The 14,823-nt window shown below is 71.9% G+C and carries 14 protein-coding genes; 9 read left to right on the forward strand and 5 right to left on the reverse strand.

Going from position 1 to position 14,823, the window contains the following annotated elements:
* The first annotated feature begins 9 nt into the window (after positions 1-9).
* From Aiant_RS12370 to Aiant_RS12385, 4 genes are read left to right on the forward strand one after another with little or no spacing between them, the layout of a single operon-like run.
* A complete protein-coding gene (locus Aiant_RS12370; protein WP_189335318.1) occupies positions 10-852 on the forward strand; it encodes a hypothetical protein in 843 nt (280 codons plus the stop codon).
* On the forward strand, positions 852-2,075 hold the full coding sequence (locus tag Aiant_RS12375; protein ID WP_189335319.1) for an adenylosuccinate synthetase: 1,224 nt from the start codon (positions 852-854) through the stop codon (positions 2,073-2,075). The genes Aiant_RS12370 and Aiant_RS12375 overlap by 1 nt, the downstream gene beginning before the upstream one ends.
* A gap of 48 nt (positions 2,076-2,123) precedes the next feature.
* On the forward strand, positions 2,124-2,543 hold the full coding sequence (locus Aiant_RS12380) for a hypothetical protein (RefSeq protein ID WP_189335320.1): 420 nt from the start codon (positions 2,124-2,126) through the stop codon (positions 2,541-2,543).
* Positions 2,543-3,925 (forward strand): multicopper oxidase family protein, encoded by a 1,383-nt coding sequence (locus tag Aiant_RS12385; protein ID WP_189335321.1) that lies wholly within the window; start codon positions 2,543-2,545, stop codon positions 3,923-3,925. The genes Aiant_RS12380 and Aiant_RS12385 overlap by 1 nt, the downstream gene beginning before the upstream one ends.
* A 1-nt stretch (position 3,926) precedes the next feature.
* On the opposite strand, the gene Aiant_RS12390 is transcribed toward Aiant_RS12385, so the two are convergent.
* The 4 genes from Aiant_RS12390 to Aiant_RS12405 all read right to left on the reverse strand — a co-directional run bounded on the left by Aiant_RS12390 (position 3,927) and on the right by Aiant_RS12405 (position 7,341).
* Positions 3,927-5,084, reverse strand: coding sequence for a hypothetical protein (locus Aiant_RS12390; protein ID WP_189335322.1), 1,158 nt, complete (start codon positions 5,082-5,084; stop codon positions 3,927-3,929).
* A 4-nt stretch (positions 5,085-5,088) separates the two neighbouring features.
* Entirely contained in the window at positions 5,089-5,586 is a 498-nt protein-coding gene (locus tag Aiant_RS12395; protein WP_189335323.1) for a SigE family RNA polymerase sigma factor, read from the reverse strand.
* A 67-nt stretch (positions 5,587-5,653) separates the two neighbouring features.
* Positions 5,654-6,802 (reverse strand): DUF5925 domain-containing protein, encoded by a 1,149-nt coding sequence (locus tag Aiant_RS12400; RefSeq protein ID WP_189335324.1) that lies wholly within the window; start codon positions 6,800-6,802, stop codon positions 5,654-5,656.
* Between the two features lie 104 nt (positions 6,803-6,906).
* On the reverse strand, positions 6,907-7,341 hold the full coding sequence (locus tag Aiant_RS12405) for a nitroreductase family deazaflavin-dependent oxidoreductase (RefSeq protein ID WP_189335325.1): 435 nt from the start codon (positions 7,339-7,341) through the stop codon (positions 6,907-6,909).
* Positions 7,342-7,456: 115 nt separating this feature from the next.
* On the opposite strand from Aiant_RS12405, the gene Aiant_RS12410 reads away from it, so the two are divergent.
* From Aiant_RS12410 to Aiant_RS12430, 5 genes are read left to right on the forward strand one after another with little or no spacing between them, the layout of a single operon-like run.
* Complete coding sequence (locus Aiant_RS12410; protein ID WP_189335326.1) at positions 7,457-9,079, forward strand: S8 family peptidase; 1,623 nt, start codon at positions 7,457-7,459, stop codon at positions 9,077-9,079.
* A 16-nt stretch (positions 9,080-9,095) separates the two neighbouring features.
* Positions 9,096-9,695 carry a sulfite oxidase-like oxidoreductase gene (locus Aiant_RS12415; protein ID WP_189335327.1) on the forward strand — a complete coding sequence of 200 codons (600 nt, stop codon included), beginning with the start codon at positions 9,096-9,098 and terminating at the stop codon, positions 9,693-9,695.
* Positions 9,665-10,414: a ferredoxin reductase gene (locus Aiant_RS12420; RefSeq protein ID WP_229831177.1), complete on the forward strand. Its 750-nt coding sequence runs from the start codon at positions 9,665-9,667 to the stop codon at positions 10,412-10,414. The genes Aiant_RS12415 and Aiant_RS12420 overlap by 31 nt, the downstream gene beginning before the upstream one ends.
* The gene (locus Aiant_RS12425) at positions 10,414-10,665 is read left to right on the forward strand and encodes a DUF6510 family protein (RefSeq protein ID WP_189335328.1); all 252 of its coding nucleotides are present in this window, start codon (positions 10,414-10,416) and stop codon (positions 10,663-10,665) included. Before Aiant_RS12420 ends, Aiant_RS12425 begins: the two co-directional genes overlap by 1 nt.
* Complete coding sequence (locus tag Aiant_RS12430) at positions 10,665-11,117, forward strand: anthrone oxygenase family protein (RefSeq protein ID WP_189335329.1); 453 nt, start codon at positions 10,665-10,667, stop codon at positions 11,115-11,117. The genes Aiant_RS12425 and Aiant_RS12430 overlap by 1 nt, the downstream gene beginning before the upstream one ends.
* Positions 11,118-11,301: 184 nt before the next feature.
* Here Aiant_RS12430 and Aiant_RS12435 read toward each other — a convergent pair whose 3' ends face one another.
* Positions 11,302-13,911, reverse strand: a complete 2,610-nt coding sequence (locus Aiant_RS12435; protein ID WP_189335330.1) for a S8 family serine peptidase — start codon at positions 13,909-13,911, stop codon at positions 11,302-11,304.
* Positions 13,912-14,823 lie beyond the last annotated feature (912 nt).

The raw sequence follows: 14,823 nt of genomic DNA on the forward strand, positions 1-14,823 counted from the left end.
AGAGACATCATGGGAAGCGGACGCTGGTCCACCGACGTCTACACCGCCGCCGAGCACTACCGCGCGGCGACCGGCCAGAGCGCCTTCGCCTACAGCGACAGCGGCGCCCGCACCGCGCACCCGGACCTCGACCCGCGCGGCGTGTTCATGCGGGAGTGCCGGGACAGCGACGAGCACCCGGAGAGCACCCCGATCGTGGTGATGTTCGACGTCACCGGCTCGATGCGGCACGTGCCGCGGGTGCTCCAGGCCAGGCTGCCGCAACTGCTCGGCCTGCTCACCCGGCAGGGAAAGGTCACCGACCCGCAGATCATGTTCGGCGCGATCGGCGACGCCACCTGCGACCGGGTGCCGCTCCAGGTGGGCCAGTTCGAGTCGGACAACCGGATGGACGAGGACCTGTCCAAGATCGTTCTGGAGGGCGGCGGGGGCGGCGGCCGGCGGGAGTCCTACGAGCTGGCGATGTACTTCCTGGCCCGGCACGTGATCACCGACTCGATGGTGGAGCGGCAGCGGAAGGGCTTCCTGTTCCTGATCGGTGACGAGATGCCCTACGAGCAGGTCGACCCGCGGGAGGTCGGCACGGTCATCGGTGACGACCTGCGCCAGGCGATCCCGACCCGGGAGATCCTCGCCGAGCTGCGGCGCAAGTTCGAGGTGTTCTTCATCCTGCCGACCGCGGCGAGCTACGGCGGCGACCGGCAGATCCTCCGGACCTGGCGGGACCTGCTCGGGCAGAACGTGCTGGAGCTGGACGACCTGGACGACGTCTGCGAGACGATCGCCCGGCAGGTGACCACCGACAGCGTCCCGAAAACGCCGCAGCTCTCCCTGACCACCCGACGACTGTGATGACGGAGCACGTCGCGGTCGTCGACCTCGGCTACGGGGACGCCGGCAAGGGCACCGTGGTGGACGCGCTGTGCGGGCGCGGCGCGGTGCGGGCGGTGCTGCGCTTCAACGGGGGAGCGCAGGCCGCGCACAACGTGGTCACCGACGACGGGCGGCACCACACGTTCAGCCAGTTCGGCTCGGGCACGTTGCGCGGCGTGCCGACCCACCTGACCCGCTTCATGATCGTCGATCCGCTCGCGCTGGCCGCCGAGGCGGCCGCGCTGGGCAACCCGTTCGACCTGCTCACGGTGGACGGCGACGCACTGCTCGCCACTCCGTGGCATCGCGCGGCAAATCACCTCAGGGAGCGCTCGGACCGGCACGGTTCGTGCGGGATGGGGGTGGGCGAGACGGTTGCGTACGCCCTGAGCACCCCCGAGGCGCCCCGAGTCGCAGACGTGCGCTCCCCCGCACGTCTGCGGCGCCGCCTCACGATGGTGCGGGACGCCTACGGGTTCCGCGACATCCCGCTCGACGACGTCGTGGACGCGTTCACGGCCTTCGGCCGGACGGTCCGGATCGTCGACGACCGGTACACCGGCCGGCTCCTGGCCGACGGCCCGTGCGTCTTCGAGGGCGCGCAGGGCGTGCTGCTCGACGAGTGGCGCGGCTGGCACCCGCACACCACCTGGTCCACCACCACCTTCGACAACGTCGCGGAGCTCTGCCCGTCGTTCCGGCGGCTCGGCGTGGTGCGCACCTACACCACCCGGCACGGGGCCGGCCCGTTCGTCACCGAGGATCCCGGGCTCGACCTGCCGGAGGCGCACAACGGGCACGGCGAGTGGCAGGGCGCGTTCCGGGCCGGGCACTTCGACGCGGTCGCCCACCGGTACGCCGTGGAGGTCTGCGGCGGCGTCGACGAGCTGGCCGTCACCCACCTGGACGCGCCCCTCCGGGAGCCGGCCCTGCGGATCTGCACGTCCTATCGGGAGACCGGCCGCATCGTCCCCGGAGCGCACCGCGACCTGGAGCACCAGGCGACCCTGACCGCGCTCCTGCACCGCGCCACCCCCGCTGAGCTGCACCGGCCCGACGACTGGGCGGGCGCGATCGGTGCCCTGCTCAGGGTCCCGGTCACCCTGGAGTCGTACGGCCCGCGCGCCGCCGACAAGCGTTTCGTCCCCGCGGGAGTACACCGTCCGACGCAGATACGTCGAGCGGTGTATTGCCCGGTCTGACCCCCCGGAGAACGCTGAGAGCATCGGTACTTGAAGGGGGAAAGCCCGATGCGCTCCGCTTATCGCGCCATTTCTGGATTGATTCTGGCCGGCGTCGTCATTCAGCTCGTCGCGGTCGCCGCCGCGTGGTTCCAGGTGCTCAGCGACGTCGACGACGGTGGCGTCTTCGACAACAACACGCAGAACTGGGGCCACGTGCTGCACAGCGTGGTCGGCGGGATGGTGATCCCGCTGCTGGCGGTCGCGCTCCTGGTGATCTCCTTCTTCGCCGGCGTCCCGAACGGGGTGCGGTACGCCCTGTTCGTCTTCGGCGCGGTGGTCCTCCAGGTCGTCCTGGCCTTCGCCAGTTACAACGTGCCGCTGCTCGGCGCGCTGCACGGCCTGAACGCGCTCGCCGTCGCCGGCCTCGCCGAGAACGCCATGCGCAAGGCGCGGGTCACCCGGCAGGCGCCCGCCCCGGTCGCCTGATGCGCCGCTCGACCAGGGCCGCCATCGCCGTGGTGGCGGCCCTCGCCGTGCTCGGCCCGATCGGCTATTTCTGGTATGACAGCCTGGTCCCGGGCACCTACGACATGGCCACGATGGGATACCCCGACAGCGGCGGCGGCCCGGCGGCCGGCCACGATCACGGCGCCGGGCTGTCGGTGGCCGACCTCAGGGGTCCGAGCGGGACGCCGGACGTGGCGGTGACGCTGACCGCCCGCAAGGACGGCTCGCGGTACACGCTGAACGGCACCTCCCCCGGGCCCGAGATCCGCGCCACGCGCGGGCAGCTGATCCAGGTGACCCTGGTCAACGAGTCGGTGCCGGACGGGGTGACCCTGCACTGGCACGGGGTGGACGTGCCGAACGGGGAGGACGGCGTCGCCGGGGTGACCCAGGACGCGGTGCCGCGCGGGCAGAGCTTCGTGTACCGGTTCGTGGCGAAGGACGCCGGGACCTACTGGTACCACTCGCATCAGGTGTCGCACGAGCAGGTCAAGAACGGCCTGTTCGGCGCCCTGGTGATCGTGCCGCGCGGGAGCACCACGCAGGATCAGGTCGCGATGGTGCACACCTACCAGGGCAAGCGCACCATCAACGGCAAGCCGGAGGTGTCGGATTTGTCCGCGCGATACATCCGCTTGATCAACACGGATGCGGGGCCGATCCGGATCTGGGTCAGTGGCACGTCATTCCGGCTCACGGCGATCGACGGGCACGACGTGAACCAGCCGGGACCGATCGAGAACCAGGCGGTGCTGGTGACCGCCGGCGGCCGGGTGGATCTCCAGCTGACCGCGCCCGGCCGGGTGGACGCCGGTGGCGGTGCGGCGCTGGTCGCCGGCGGGACGGCCGCTGCGCCGCTTCCGGCTGCCACAGTGGACTTCCTCGCGTACGGAAAAATCGCTCCTCTCGGTTTTGATCCGGACAAGGCGAACCGCCATTTTCAGTACGACATCGGCAGGCGCTTCGGGTTCCTCGACGGGCGGCCGGGCATGTGGTGGACGATCAACGGCCATCTCTTCCCGGACGTCCCGATGTTCATGGTCGACACCGGTGACGTGGTCCGGATGACCGTGCACAACGGCAGCGGCAAGGTGCACCCGATGCACCTGCACGGTCATCACGTCGTGGTGCTCAGCCGCAACGGTGTCGCGGCCACCGGCAGCCCGTGGTGGACCGACTCGCTGGACGTGCCGGACGGCGACACCTTCGAGATCGCCTTCGTGGCCGGCAACCCGGGCATCTGGGCCGACCACTGCCACAACCTGGAGCACGTGCCGGAGGGTCTGGTCGCGCATCTGGCCTACTCCGGGGTGCGCGGCTCGTTCCAGGTCGGCGGCGCGAGCGGCAACACCCCGGAGTAGCTCAGCACTGCCAGACGCGGGGGTGCATCAGGCCGTCGGACAGCTCGACGCCACCGACGACCAGGCCGCCGTCGCTCAGACCGCTGGAGCGCACGATCCGCCCGGCGCCGGGCCCGGGCAGCTCCACCACCCGGCCGTCACGGATCAGCCGGCCGCCGGCGGTGAGCGCCCATCCGGAGGCGTTGACCGCCTCGCCCGGCTCGTCGCCGGCCGTGATCTCGGTGAGCGCCCCGGTCCGCAGGTTCCAGAGCCCGGCGTGCCCGGGTTCCCAGACGCCGCCGGTCACCCAGTCGCCGCGCATCGCGTAACCGGCGGTCCGCTGCCCGGCCGGGGTCTTCAGTTTCCGGCCCGTGCCCTGCTGGTCCCAAACGTAGGCGGCCTTCGCTCCGCCGGAGTAGATCGCGCCGGCGATCGTGCCGTCGTCGGCGAGGGCCGAGCCGTGCGCGCCCTTGGGCAGCGGGAGCCGGACCGGTTCGGTGGAGCCGGCCTTCCAGAGCAGGACGATGGCGCCCTTGCCCTCGATATTGCCCCTCGGCTCGGCGTTGATCAGCACGTCACCGGCCGCGTTGACGACCGGTTCGGGGTACGGGTGCCACTCGCCGGGCGGCATGCGCAGGGTGGTGTAGGTGCCGTTCGCATAGCGGAAGACCTCGTCCTCGGTGCCGTCACTGGACAGGCCGACCACGACGCCGTTCGGGTTGACCGCGCTGAGCTGCACCGACTTCGCGGTCATCGGGAGCGCCTCGGGCTTTCCGTCGGTCCACAGGATCGGCAGGAAGTCCTGCTTCTTCGTGGCGTGGCCGACGATGTAGCGCCCCGTCGGGTCGATGCCGTCCGCCTCGACGCCGGTCATCCCCTTGGGTACCGGCAGCTCCCGCATCCGGCAATCGTTTTCCGGGATGCTCGTCGACGGTGCGACCGCTGACGGCGTGGCTTTCGAGGGGGCGGCTGTCACCGCCGGCGCCCGTTCGTCGCCCAGCAGCACGTTCGGCACGGTCACCAGCGCGCCGACGGCCAGCGCCACGCCCGCGCCCGCCCACAGCGCCTGCCTCCGCCGCGCCGCCCGCTGGGCGGCCGGCAACACCGAGTCGATCGAGACACGGCTGGGTGGCGCACTCGCCTTCGCCAACCGCTCCCGCAATGCCTGTTCCTGGTCCACGCCGCTACCTCGCTTCCTCGAAGGTGCCGAGCGCAGCGCGCAGCGCGGTCAGGCCGCGCGAACACTGGCTCTTGACGTTGCCCACCGAACAGCCGAGCGCCTCCGCGGTGTCCTCCACCGAGAGGTCGCTGAAATACCGCAGCACCAGCACGGTCCGCTGCCCCTTGGGCAACGTGCGCAGCGCCGTGATCAGCTCGTCCCGCACCTCCACGCCGTTCCCGGACGGCGCCGGGCGGTCCGGCACGTGCTCGCCGAGCAGCACCCGGCTCCAGCGGCGGCGCCGTTCGTCGAGGTAACGCCGGACGAGGATCCGGTGCACGTAGGCGTCCAGGTTGTCCGCCCGGACAGCCTTCTTCCAGGACAGGTACAGCGAGGTGACCGTCGATTGGACGATGTCGTCCGCCCGGTACCGGTCACCGCAGAGGAAGTACGCCGCCCGATGCAGCCGGGACAACCGCCCGGCCACGTAGTCGACGTACTCCCGTTCGAGGTCGGAACGCATCCTGCTCCCCCGGTCGGTGGTCGTCACCCTTCCGTCGCGGGTGACGACCACCCAGGTTGCACGGAGCCTACAAATACATCCCGGTCGATGGGATCTGTTTCGGGACGGTGACCGGCTCGGCGCCGGTGCGCAGGGCGTAGAGCTCGGCCAGCGTCGCGCCCTCCGGGCTGATGCCCTTCGAGGTGCCCAGCCAGGTGACCGCCTCCTGGTACGGCAAACGACCCACCTCGATGCTGGCCAGGCAGCGCCCGGGCCGGACCACGGCCGGGTGCAGCGAGGACAGGTCCTCGTTCGTGGTGATCGCGATCAGCGCGTTGCGCCCCTGCCCGAGCAGGCCGTCGGTCAGGTTGAGCAGCCGCGACAGCGACTGCCCGGCACTGGCCTTGGCGTCCCCGCTGATCAGCTCGTCGCAGTCCTCGAGCATCAGCAGCCGCCACTTCGGCTCGTCCTCGTCGCCGCTGCCCAGCGCCACGCTCATCAGGTAGGCCGGGTCACCGAAGAGCCGCTCCGGGTCGAGCACGCAGTCCACCTGGCACCACGAACGCCACTGCTGGGCGAGCGCTCGCAGGGCGGTCGTCTTGCCGGTGCCCGGCTCGCCGTGCAGCAGCAGGAGCCGGCCGGTGACCGAGGTCGCGTCGATCGCCATCAGCCGTTCCAGGGTGTCGGCGACCGGGCGCGCGTAATTCGGCTTGATCGTCTCCCAGGGCGCGGCGCCGATCTCCCGCTGGGTGCGGCGCGGACCGTGCGGGCCGTAGTGCCAGAAGCCCACCGGGACACTGTCGTCGGCCGGGGCCGGCTCCTCCACCGCGTCGGCGATCACCGCGGTGAGCACGGTCTCGGCCAGCTCGCTGGAGATCGCGGTGACCGTGACCCGGGCGCGGCGGCTCTGCTTCCACCGCATCACGTGCAGGGTCCAGCCGTCGCCGGTGCTGAGCCGGCCGTGCCCGTCGTCCTCCACCGCGTCGCGCACCACTCTCGCGTCGGGGACGGTCAGCGGCGCGTCGGCACGGAGATTCTCCAGCCAGGTGGTGCGGCCGAACGGCTCCTTGCCGGTGACGAACGGGTCGAGCGCGATCAGGTCGACCAGATCCACCAGCCGGTCACCGTCGTCGATGGAGCCGGCCAGCGGCAGGCTCGCCGGAGTCACCTCCGGGGTGCGCGCGGCCGGGACCGCCGCGCCGTTGGCGCGGTCGAGGGGCTGGTGGGGGGTCCGCATGCCTCCATGATCGCGGCCGATTGGCCTGGTGGCATCCCCTTTTTCCGCGCTATTCGCGCCCACCGGGCGGGTTGCGGGCGACCCGGAGTCGCCCTCACCGGCCGTCAGCGGCGCTGCAAGAGGAACAGTGGGATCAACCGTTCCGTCTTGGTCTGGTAGTCCGCGTAGTTCGGAAACGCCTCGACCGCCCTCGCCCACCAGACCTCCCGATCCGTGCCGGACAGCTCCCGTGCGGTGTAGTCATGCCGCTCCGCGCCGTCCTGAAGCTCGACATGCGGGTTCTTGCGCAGGTTGTAGACCCACACCGGGTTTTTCGGGGCGCCGCCGAGAGAGCCGACCGCGAGGTACTCCCCCTCGTGCTCGACCCGCATCAGCGGGGTCTTGCGCAGTTTCCCGGTCTTCGCGCCGACGGACGTGAGCAGGATGATCGGCCTGCCCTGGATCGTGTTGGCGTCGGTCCCGTCGCTCGCATCGAACTTCTCGGCCTGTTCGCGCGCCCAGTTGGAGGTGCTGGGCTCGTATTCCCCGGTCAGCGGCATACGCCCGATTCTAACCGGATCTCCGCACCGCAACCGCAACCCGGACATGACCTGCTCGCACTCCGCCGGACGGACCTTTGCCCACGGGACCGATCACGGACGAGAGGTGGCACGGATGCGACGCACGGCTTTGGCGGGACTGGTGACGGCGGTGGGCGTGCTGGGCGTACCGGCCGCCCCCGTTCTGGCGGCCCCGGCCGAGCCGACCCGGATGGTCAGCACCGTGCTCGACCCGGACGGCCGCCCGGTGATCACCGTGCACCAGGTGTCCGGCCCGCACACGCTCGGCCTCGAGGTCGACGGGATCGTCCGCGCGCTGGAGGCGCCCACCGGCACCGATACCTACCGGTCCCGGCAGTGGGACCTCACCAGGATGAACGTGCCCACCGCCTGGCAGCGCTCGACCGGGACCGGGGTGACCGTCGCGGTGATCGACACCGGCGTCGACGCGAGCCACCCGGACCTGGCCGGCCAGGTGCTCACCGGGTACGACGCCACCACCGACCAGGACGGCGGCACCACCGACCCGCAGGGGCACGGCACGCACGTGGCCGGCACCGTCGCGGCGCTGGCCGGCAACGGGATCGGGGTGGCCGGGGTCGCCCCGGACGTCAAGATCCTGCCGGTCCGGGTGCTGGACGCGAAGGGCGTCGGCTACGACTCGGACACCGCCCAGGGCATCGTCTGGGCCGCCGACCACGGGGCTGACGTGATCAACATGTCGCTGGGCGGGACGGACCGGTCCAGCGCGGTGAGCAGCGCGGTGGCGTACGCGAGAAGTAAGGGTGTGGTCGTGGTGGCCGCGGCCGGGAACGAGCGGCAGAAGGGCAGCCCGACCAGTTACCCCGGGGCGGATCCCGGGGTGATCGCGGTGGCCGCCACCGACTCCGCCGACCAGGTGGCGTCGTACTCGAACGCCGGGGACTACGTCGACGTGGCCGCGCCGGGAAGCTCGATCATCAGCACGTATCCGACCGGGCTCGCGGCCGCCGGGTACGCCACCATGAACGGGACCTCGATGGCGTCACCGCACGTGGCCGCGGTCGCGGCGTTGCTGCTCGCGGCGAAGCCGGGGCTGACGCCGGACGAGGTGGAGTCGGCTCTGGAAGGGTCGGCGGTGGACCTCGGGGCGGCGGGGAAGGACAACGATTTCGGGTACGGGCGGGTGGACGCGGCCGCGGCCCTCGACAAGGTCGTCCCCGTCACTCCCGTCCCCGTCACGCCCGCCCCTGTCACGCCCGCCCCCGTTGTCAAGGTCACCTCAAATGTGACCAGCCGGGTGGTCGCCTATGGCACGCGGACCAGCACGGTCTTCCAGGTCAGCCCGGCGTCGGCCCAGCCGGTCGGCGTCTGCACCTCGGTCGGCGGCGCCGCCTGGTCCTGCACCCCGGCGACGACGAGCAGCACCGGCGCCTACACCGTGGCCCGGACCGCGACCGCCTCGTTCCGGGTCCGCCTGACCGCGGGAACCGCGAGCGCCACCAGCACGTACACCGTGAAGGCCGTGGTCGCGGTGTCCCGCACCGCCACCAAGACCCTCACCGTCAAGGTCACCGGCGTGGCCGGCCAGAAGCTCACCGTGCAGCGGTACGTCAACAAGCGCTGGTCCACCGTCAAGACCTACTCCGCCACGAGCAGCCGCAAGGTCACCGGCCTGGTCGGCGGCGGAAGTTACCGCGTGGTGCTCGCCTCCACCAGCAAGGTGGCCGGAGTCACCAGCAAGACGGTGAAGGCCTGAGGTTTACTCATACCTCATGGGCATCATCTCCCGGGGCTTCGGCGGGCGGCGGCGTGACTCCGCCCCCGACCTGCCTCCCGGTCAGTACCTGACACACGACTTCCCGGTCCTCTCCGCCGGGCCGACCCCGCGCGTCCCGCTGGACCGGTGGAAACTCACCGTCGCCACCGAGACCGGTGAGAAACACACCTGGGACTGGGAGCAGTTCACCGCGCTGCCGTCCGAGGAGATCACCCGGGACATCCACTGCGTCACCAAGTGGTCCAAGCTCGGCACCACCTGGCGCGGCGTCTCGCTGGACACCCTCTTCGAGGACGTGGAGACCGCCGCCGACTACGTGATGGCGCACAGCTACGGCGGCTACACCACGAACCTGCCGTTCGAGGATCTGCTCGACGGCAAGGCGTGGATCGCCTACGAGTTCGACGGCGAGCCGCTGCACCCGGAGCACGGCGGCCCGGCCCGGCTGCTGGTCCCGCACCTGTATTTCTGGAAGTCGGCGAAGTGGGTCAACGGCCTGGAGATGCTGGTCGAGGACGAGCCGGGCTTCTGGGAGGCGGCCGGCTACCACATGTACGGAGACCCGTGGTCAGAGCAGCGCTACCAGGGCGACTGAGCTGGCAGGCCGCGACGGTCTCCGCGGTTCGCGAGGAGACCCCGTCGGCCCGCACGCTCATCCTGGACATCCCGGACTGGTCCGGCCACCTGCCGGGCCAGCACCTCGACCTGCGCCTGACCGCCGAGGACGGCTATTCGGCGCAGCGCAGCTACTCGATCGCCTCGGACTGGCCCGGTGACGGTCCCGTGGAGATCACGATTCAGCGGCTCGACGACGGCGAGGTCTCGCCCTATCTGACCGACGTCGTCCAGGCCGGCGACCAGATCGAGCTGCGCGGCCCGATCGGCGGCTGGTTCGTCTGGCGCGCCGCCCAGCCCGTGCCGGTCCTGCTGGTGGCCGGCGGCTCCGGCATCGTGCCGCTGATGTCGATGATCCGCGACCGCGGGCGGCGCCGCGCCCGCCAGCCGTTCCGCCTGATCTACTCGGTCCGCACCCCGCAGGACGCCTGCTACGCCGACGAGCTGCGCCGCCGGGTCCGCGACGACCCGGGCCTGGACGTCCACTTCGTCTACACCCGCAAGGCACCGGACGGCTGGCCCGCGCCGCCGAAACGGATCGACGTGGCCACGCTCAACTCGCACGGCTGGCCGCCGGACTTCGCCCCGGACGTCTTCGTCTGCGGCCCGACCGCGTTCGTCGAGACCGCCGCCGACATCCTGGTCGCCCTCGGCCACGACCCGAAAAAGGTCCGCACCGAGCGATTCGGCGGCAAGTGATGACGGAGCTGGACGGCAACAGCCTGGCCGGCGACCTGGCCGAGATCTTCGCGCGGGACATGACCGCTGCCCGCTTCACCTGCGGCGGCTGCCGGCACACCGGCGCCGTCGCCACGCTCCGCGTCTGGACCCCGGCCCCGGGCGTCGTCGCCCGCTGCCCGCGGTGCGGCGACGTCCTGCTCCGCCTGGTCCACACGGGCGGCAGCGTCTTGCTCACCCTGGGCACGACCCGCCTGGAAGTCCCCCGCTGATGCCGGCCGTCCTGATCGCCGCGACCGTCCTGACCGGACTGGCCACCGGCGTCTTCGCGCTGTATTCACACACCCTCATGCCGGCCTTCCGCCAGACCGACGACCGCACGTTCGTCGCCGCCTTCCAGGCCGTCGACCGCGCGATCATCAACCCCTGGTTCATGATCACGTTCCTGGGCGCGCCGGTCGCCATCGCCGCGGCCGGCTTCCTGCGCCCCGGCGTGCTGATCTGGAGCGCCTTCGCCCTCTATCTGGCGGTCGTCGTGATCACGGTCGCGGTGCACCTGCCGCTCAACGACGCCCTCAAGGCCGCCGGTGACCCCGCGGTGATCGATGTGGCGGCGGTCCGGGTCGCTTTCCGCGAGCGGCGATGGCTCCTCTGGAACCATGTGCGTCTGGCCGCCTCCGGGACGGCTTTCGTCCTGCTCACGGTCGCTCTCACCGGGAGCTGACCGCTTACCCTGCGGCCCGCCGCCGGCTCCCGCCGGGAACTGACCGCCTCCCCTGCGGCCCGCCGCCCGCTCCCGGGCGCCTCCCGCCGGGAACTGACCGCCTCCCCTGCGGCCGCCGCCCGCTTCCGGCCGCCTTCTCACTCCGCAAGATCAAGACCGGATTTTCGTACGGCGGAAGCCGCCGTCATCGCAACCGGGTGACCGCCGGGGTCAGCGGGCCCGAGGTGTAGCCCGGGACCGTGGAGGCGTCGGTGGTGGCCAGCGCGACGTAGGCCCCGTCACGGGACAGGGCCGTGCCCTCGGCGACTCGGCAGGTACCGGAGTAATCCTGTGGGAGCGGGGCGTACCACGGGCCGATCCGGCGGGACGCGCCCGTGGACGGCGTCACCGCGAGCACGCTGACCAGGTTCGTGTCGCTGTCCAGGACCGAGACCGTGACCTGGGTGCCGTCACGGGACAGACGGCCGGTCTGCACCCGGTCGGAGGTGTAGGCGGCGCCCGGGTCCCGGCTGGCCACCCGGGTGGTGCCGGTGGTCAGGTCGCGCCAGTAGGCCTGGGTGTACACGGCACCGACGTCGCCGGCGAGCTGATCCATCGAGGTGACCAGCACGTACCGGCCGTCGGCGGACATGTCGAGCAACTCGCCCCAGGTGTCGGCGGTGCCGTCGGCCCGGGTGGACACCATCCGGGTGGTACCGGCGGTCAGGTCCCGCCGGTACGCGTGATCCGCGTAGTTGCTCACCGGCGTCGTCCCGCTCAGCTGCTTGGCGGCCGACGTGAAGGCGACATACCGCCCGTCGCCGGAGATCCGCGGGTCGCTGCTGCCACTGTCCGCCGGAGCCTTACCGGCCGTGGTGACGCTGGCCAGCGTCTGCGCGCCGGTCGCGATCGTCGCCACCAGCACCTGATCGGTGATCGCCGGGTCGATGCCGCCCCACAGCACGGGCTCGGACGAGACGTAGCCGACCTTCGCCCCGTCCGCACTGACCGACGGCGCGTGGCTGCGCCCGGCGGCCGGCTTGCCCGCGGGACGGCTGACCAGCTTGACCGCGCCGGTCGTACGGTCGGCGAGGTAGACGTCGGCGGTGTCGTTGGTGTCGTCGGTGGCGAGCCGGGCCGACGAGGTGAACGCGATCCACCGCCCGTCCGCCGAGATGTCCGGCTCCCAACTCTCCGCGTCCGCGACCGCCCCGGCGGTGGTACGGCTGACCAGCGTGGTGGTGGCGGTGGCCAGGTCGGTGACGAAGACGTCGGCGACCCCGTTGGTGTCCCCGGCGACCAGGTCACCGGCGGCGGAGACGAACGCGACGTACCGCCCGTCGGCGCTCAGCGACACCGGCCCCGAGTCCGCAGACGACTGGCCGCCTCCTGCGCCGCGCACCGCGGGCACGAACTCGCCGACGGCCGGCAACCCCGCCGTGCGGACGGCGAGGGTCACCTTCGAGTCGGCGGTACGCCCGCCGCTGTCCCTGACCCGCGCGGTGACCGTGGTCGCGGCCGCGACGGCGGTCGGCGTCCCGCTGAGCTTGCCCGCGGCGTTGAGCGTCAGCCCGGCCGGAAGGGTGCCCGCGGTGATGCTCCAGGTGTACGGCCCGACGCCACCGGTGGCCTGGAGCGTGGCGGCGTACGCCCGGCCGGCCAGCGGGTCCGGCAGCCGGCGGGTGGCCGGGGTGGTCAGCGGCAGCACCGTGGTCAGCGTGCTGACCAGCAGGTTCGGCGTGTCACCGGGCACCCCCTTGAGCACGCCGGGGGTGGCCGACGAGGTGAGCCGGGCGGCGACCACCGCGGGGGTGAGTGTGGGCTCACGGCCGAGCAGCAGGGCGGCGGCGCCGGCCACGTGCGGAGTGGCCATCGAGGTGCCGGACATCGTGGTGCTGGCGGTGTCCGACCAGGTGGTGGCGGACAGGATGCCGTCGCCGGGCCCGAGCAGGTCGACGCACGGGCCGCGGTTGGAGAACCAGGCGAGCGTGTCGTCCTGGGCGGTGGCGCCGACGGTGACCGCGGCCGGCACCCGGGCCGGGCTGTGCTGGCAGGCGTCACCACTGTCGTTGCCGGCCGCCGCGACCACGGTGATGCCGTCCGCGATCGTGTTGGTCACCGCCTGCTCCAGGACCGGTGACGGGTCGCCGCCGAGGCTCAGGTTGACCACGGCCGGGCCGCTGACGTGGTTGGCGATCACCCAGTCGAGGCCGGCGGCGACCCCCTCGTCGGTGCCGTTGCCCATGCAGTCGAGCACCCGGACCCCGACCACCCGGGCCTTCTTGGCGACGCCGTAGGTGACCCCGGCGACGGTGCCGGCCACGTGCGTGCCGTGCCCGTTGCAGTCGGTGGTGCCGAACGGGTCGTCGACCGTGCTGATCGGCGCGGTGGCCCGGCCCTGGAACTCGGTGTGGGTGGTCATCACGCCGGTGTCGACCACGTAGACGGTGACCCCGGCGCCGCCGCCGCTCCAGGAGTACTTGCCGTCGAGCGGCAGCGCCCGCTGGTCGGCGCGGTCCAGGCCCCATCCGGCGCCGGCCTGGGTGTCACTGATCCGCACCGGCCGGACCACGTCGACCGAGGCGACGGCCGGGTCACGGCGCAGCCGGGCCGCGGCGGCCGGGGTGAGGTCGGCGCTGTAACCGTGCAGCGCGGCGGTGAACCGGTGGTGCACCTTGCCGCCCGCCGGCCGGGTGACCCGATCCGGCGCAGTCGCACCGGCGAGCCGGACGACATACCGCTCGGTGCCCGGGGCGGCCTGCGCCGGAGCACCGAGCGCGGTGGTGGCGAGCAGCGCTGCCAGCGTCAACGTCATCCCGCGCCGAACCATGCGATGCCACCCCCGGGTCCACGATGGAGTGACATCGTCACCGCCCGGACCCAGCCACCGCCCGCCTCTGTCACATCCACGACAAACACCCGACCAACGCGATGATCCCCAAAGCCCCCAACCTCCCAGTCCCCGCCCGCCCTGGGGGCCTGCCCTGCGCCAGCATGACGGACAGCCGCGATCTTGGGCGGGCGGCCTGTGGACAACCGTCTGATGTGCATTTCTAAGGGCCCTGGGCGCCAGCCGAGAACCCGGCTGGCGCCCAGGGCCCTATCACGGGTCGGGACAGGGCCATGAGGACCAGCCGGCCGCATCGAGCTGGCGCCCAGCGCCCTACCGAGGGTCGGAACAGGGCCATAAGGACCAGCCGGGCACATCGAGCTGGCGCTCATGGCCCTACCGCGAGCTCCGATAGGGCCATGAGGACCAGCCGGGCACATCGAGCTGGCACCCAGCGCCCTACCGAGGGTCGAAACAGGGCCATGAGGACCAGCCGGGTGCATCGAGCTGGCGCACATGGCCCTACCACGAGCTCCGATAGGGCCATGAGGACCAGCCGGGGAGCGCGAGGAGGGCAGGTGGCGTTGCCCGGCGGCGGAGATAGTAGGGCATAACGTGAGAATCGCGTCAGCCGGCGAGTGGGCTGTGAACCGGAACCGGCTGCGCACCAGATCTGACCGGTCATCGACCGACCGCACCGGCGGCCGGGCCGTGACCAACAGCCCCGTGGCCTGGCGCCCACACCGTGACCAGCACCCACCACGACCGGCGGCCGCAACCGCGACCAACAACTCCGTGGCCCGGCCCCCAGACCGTGACCAGCACCCCACCACGACCGGCGGCCGCAACCGCGACCAACAACTCCGTGGCCCGGCCCCCAGACCGTGACCAGCACCC

The organism is Actinoplanes ianthinogenes (assembly GCF_018324205.1).
Lineage (GTDB): Bacteria > Actinomycetota > Actinomycetes > Mycobacteriales > Micromonosporaceae > Actinoplanes > Actinoplanes ianthinogenes.

Coding starts and splice junctions, on each gene's coding strand:
- Aiant_RS12400 (WP_189335324.1), bottom strand. CDS start 6,802: ATGCGGACCCCCCACCAGCCCCTCGACCGCGCCAACGGCGCGGCGGTC.
- Aiant_RS12380 (WP_189335320.1), top strand. CDS start 2,124: ATGCGCTCCGCTTATCGCGCCATTTCTGGATTGATTCTGGCCGGCGTC.
- Aiant_RS12425 (WP_189335328.1), top strand. CDS start 10,414: ATGACGGAGCTGGACGGCAACAGCCTGGCCGGCGACCTGGCCGAGATC.
- Aiant_RS12370 (WP_189335318.1), top strand. CDS start 10: ATGGGAAGCGGACGCTGGTCCACCGACGTCTACACCGCCGCCGAGCAC.
- Aiant_RS12375 (WP_189335319.1), top strand. CDS start 852: ATGACGGAGCACGTCGCGGTCGTCGACCTCGGCTACGGGGACGCCGGC.
- Aiant_RS12410 (WP_189335326.1), top strand. CDS start 7,457: ATGCGACGCACGGCTTTGGCGGGACTGGTGACGGCGGTGGGCGTGCTG.
- Aiant_RS12395 (WP_189335323.1), bottom strand. CDS start 5,586: ATGCGTTCCGACCTCGAACGGGAGTACGTCGACTACGTGGCCGGGCGG.
- Aiant_RS12435 (WP_189335330.1), bottom strand. CDS start 13,911: ATGACGTTGACGCTGGCAGCGCTGCTCGCCACCACCGCGCTCGGTGCT.
- Aiant_RS12430 (WP_189335329.1), top strand. CDS start 10,665: ATGCCGGCCGTCCTGATCGCCGCGACCGTCCTGACCGGACTGGCCACC.
- Aiant_RS12385 (WP_189335321.1), top strand. CDS start 2,543: ATGCGCCGCTCGACCAGGGCCGCCATCGCCGTGGTGGCGGCCCTCGCC.
- Aiant_RS12405 (WP_189335325.1), bottom strand. CDS start 7,341: ATGCCGCTGACCGGGGAATACGAGCCCAGCACCTCCAACTGGGCGCGC.
- Aiant_RS12415 (WP_189335327.1), top strand. CDS start 9,096: ATGGGCATCATCTCCCGGGGCTTCGGCGGGCGGCGGCGTGACTCCGCC.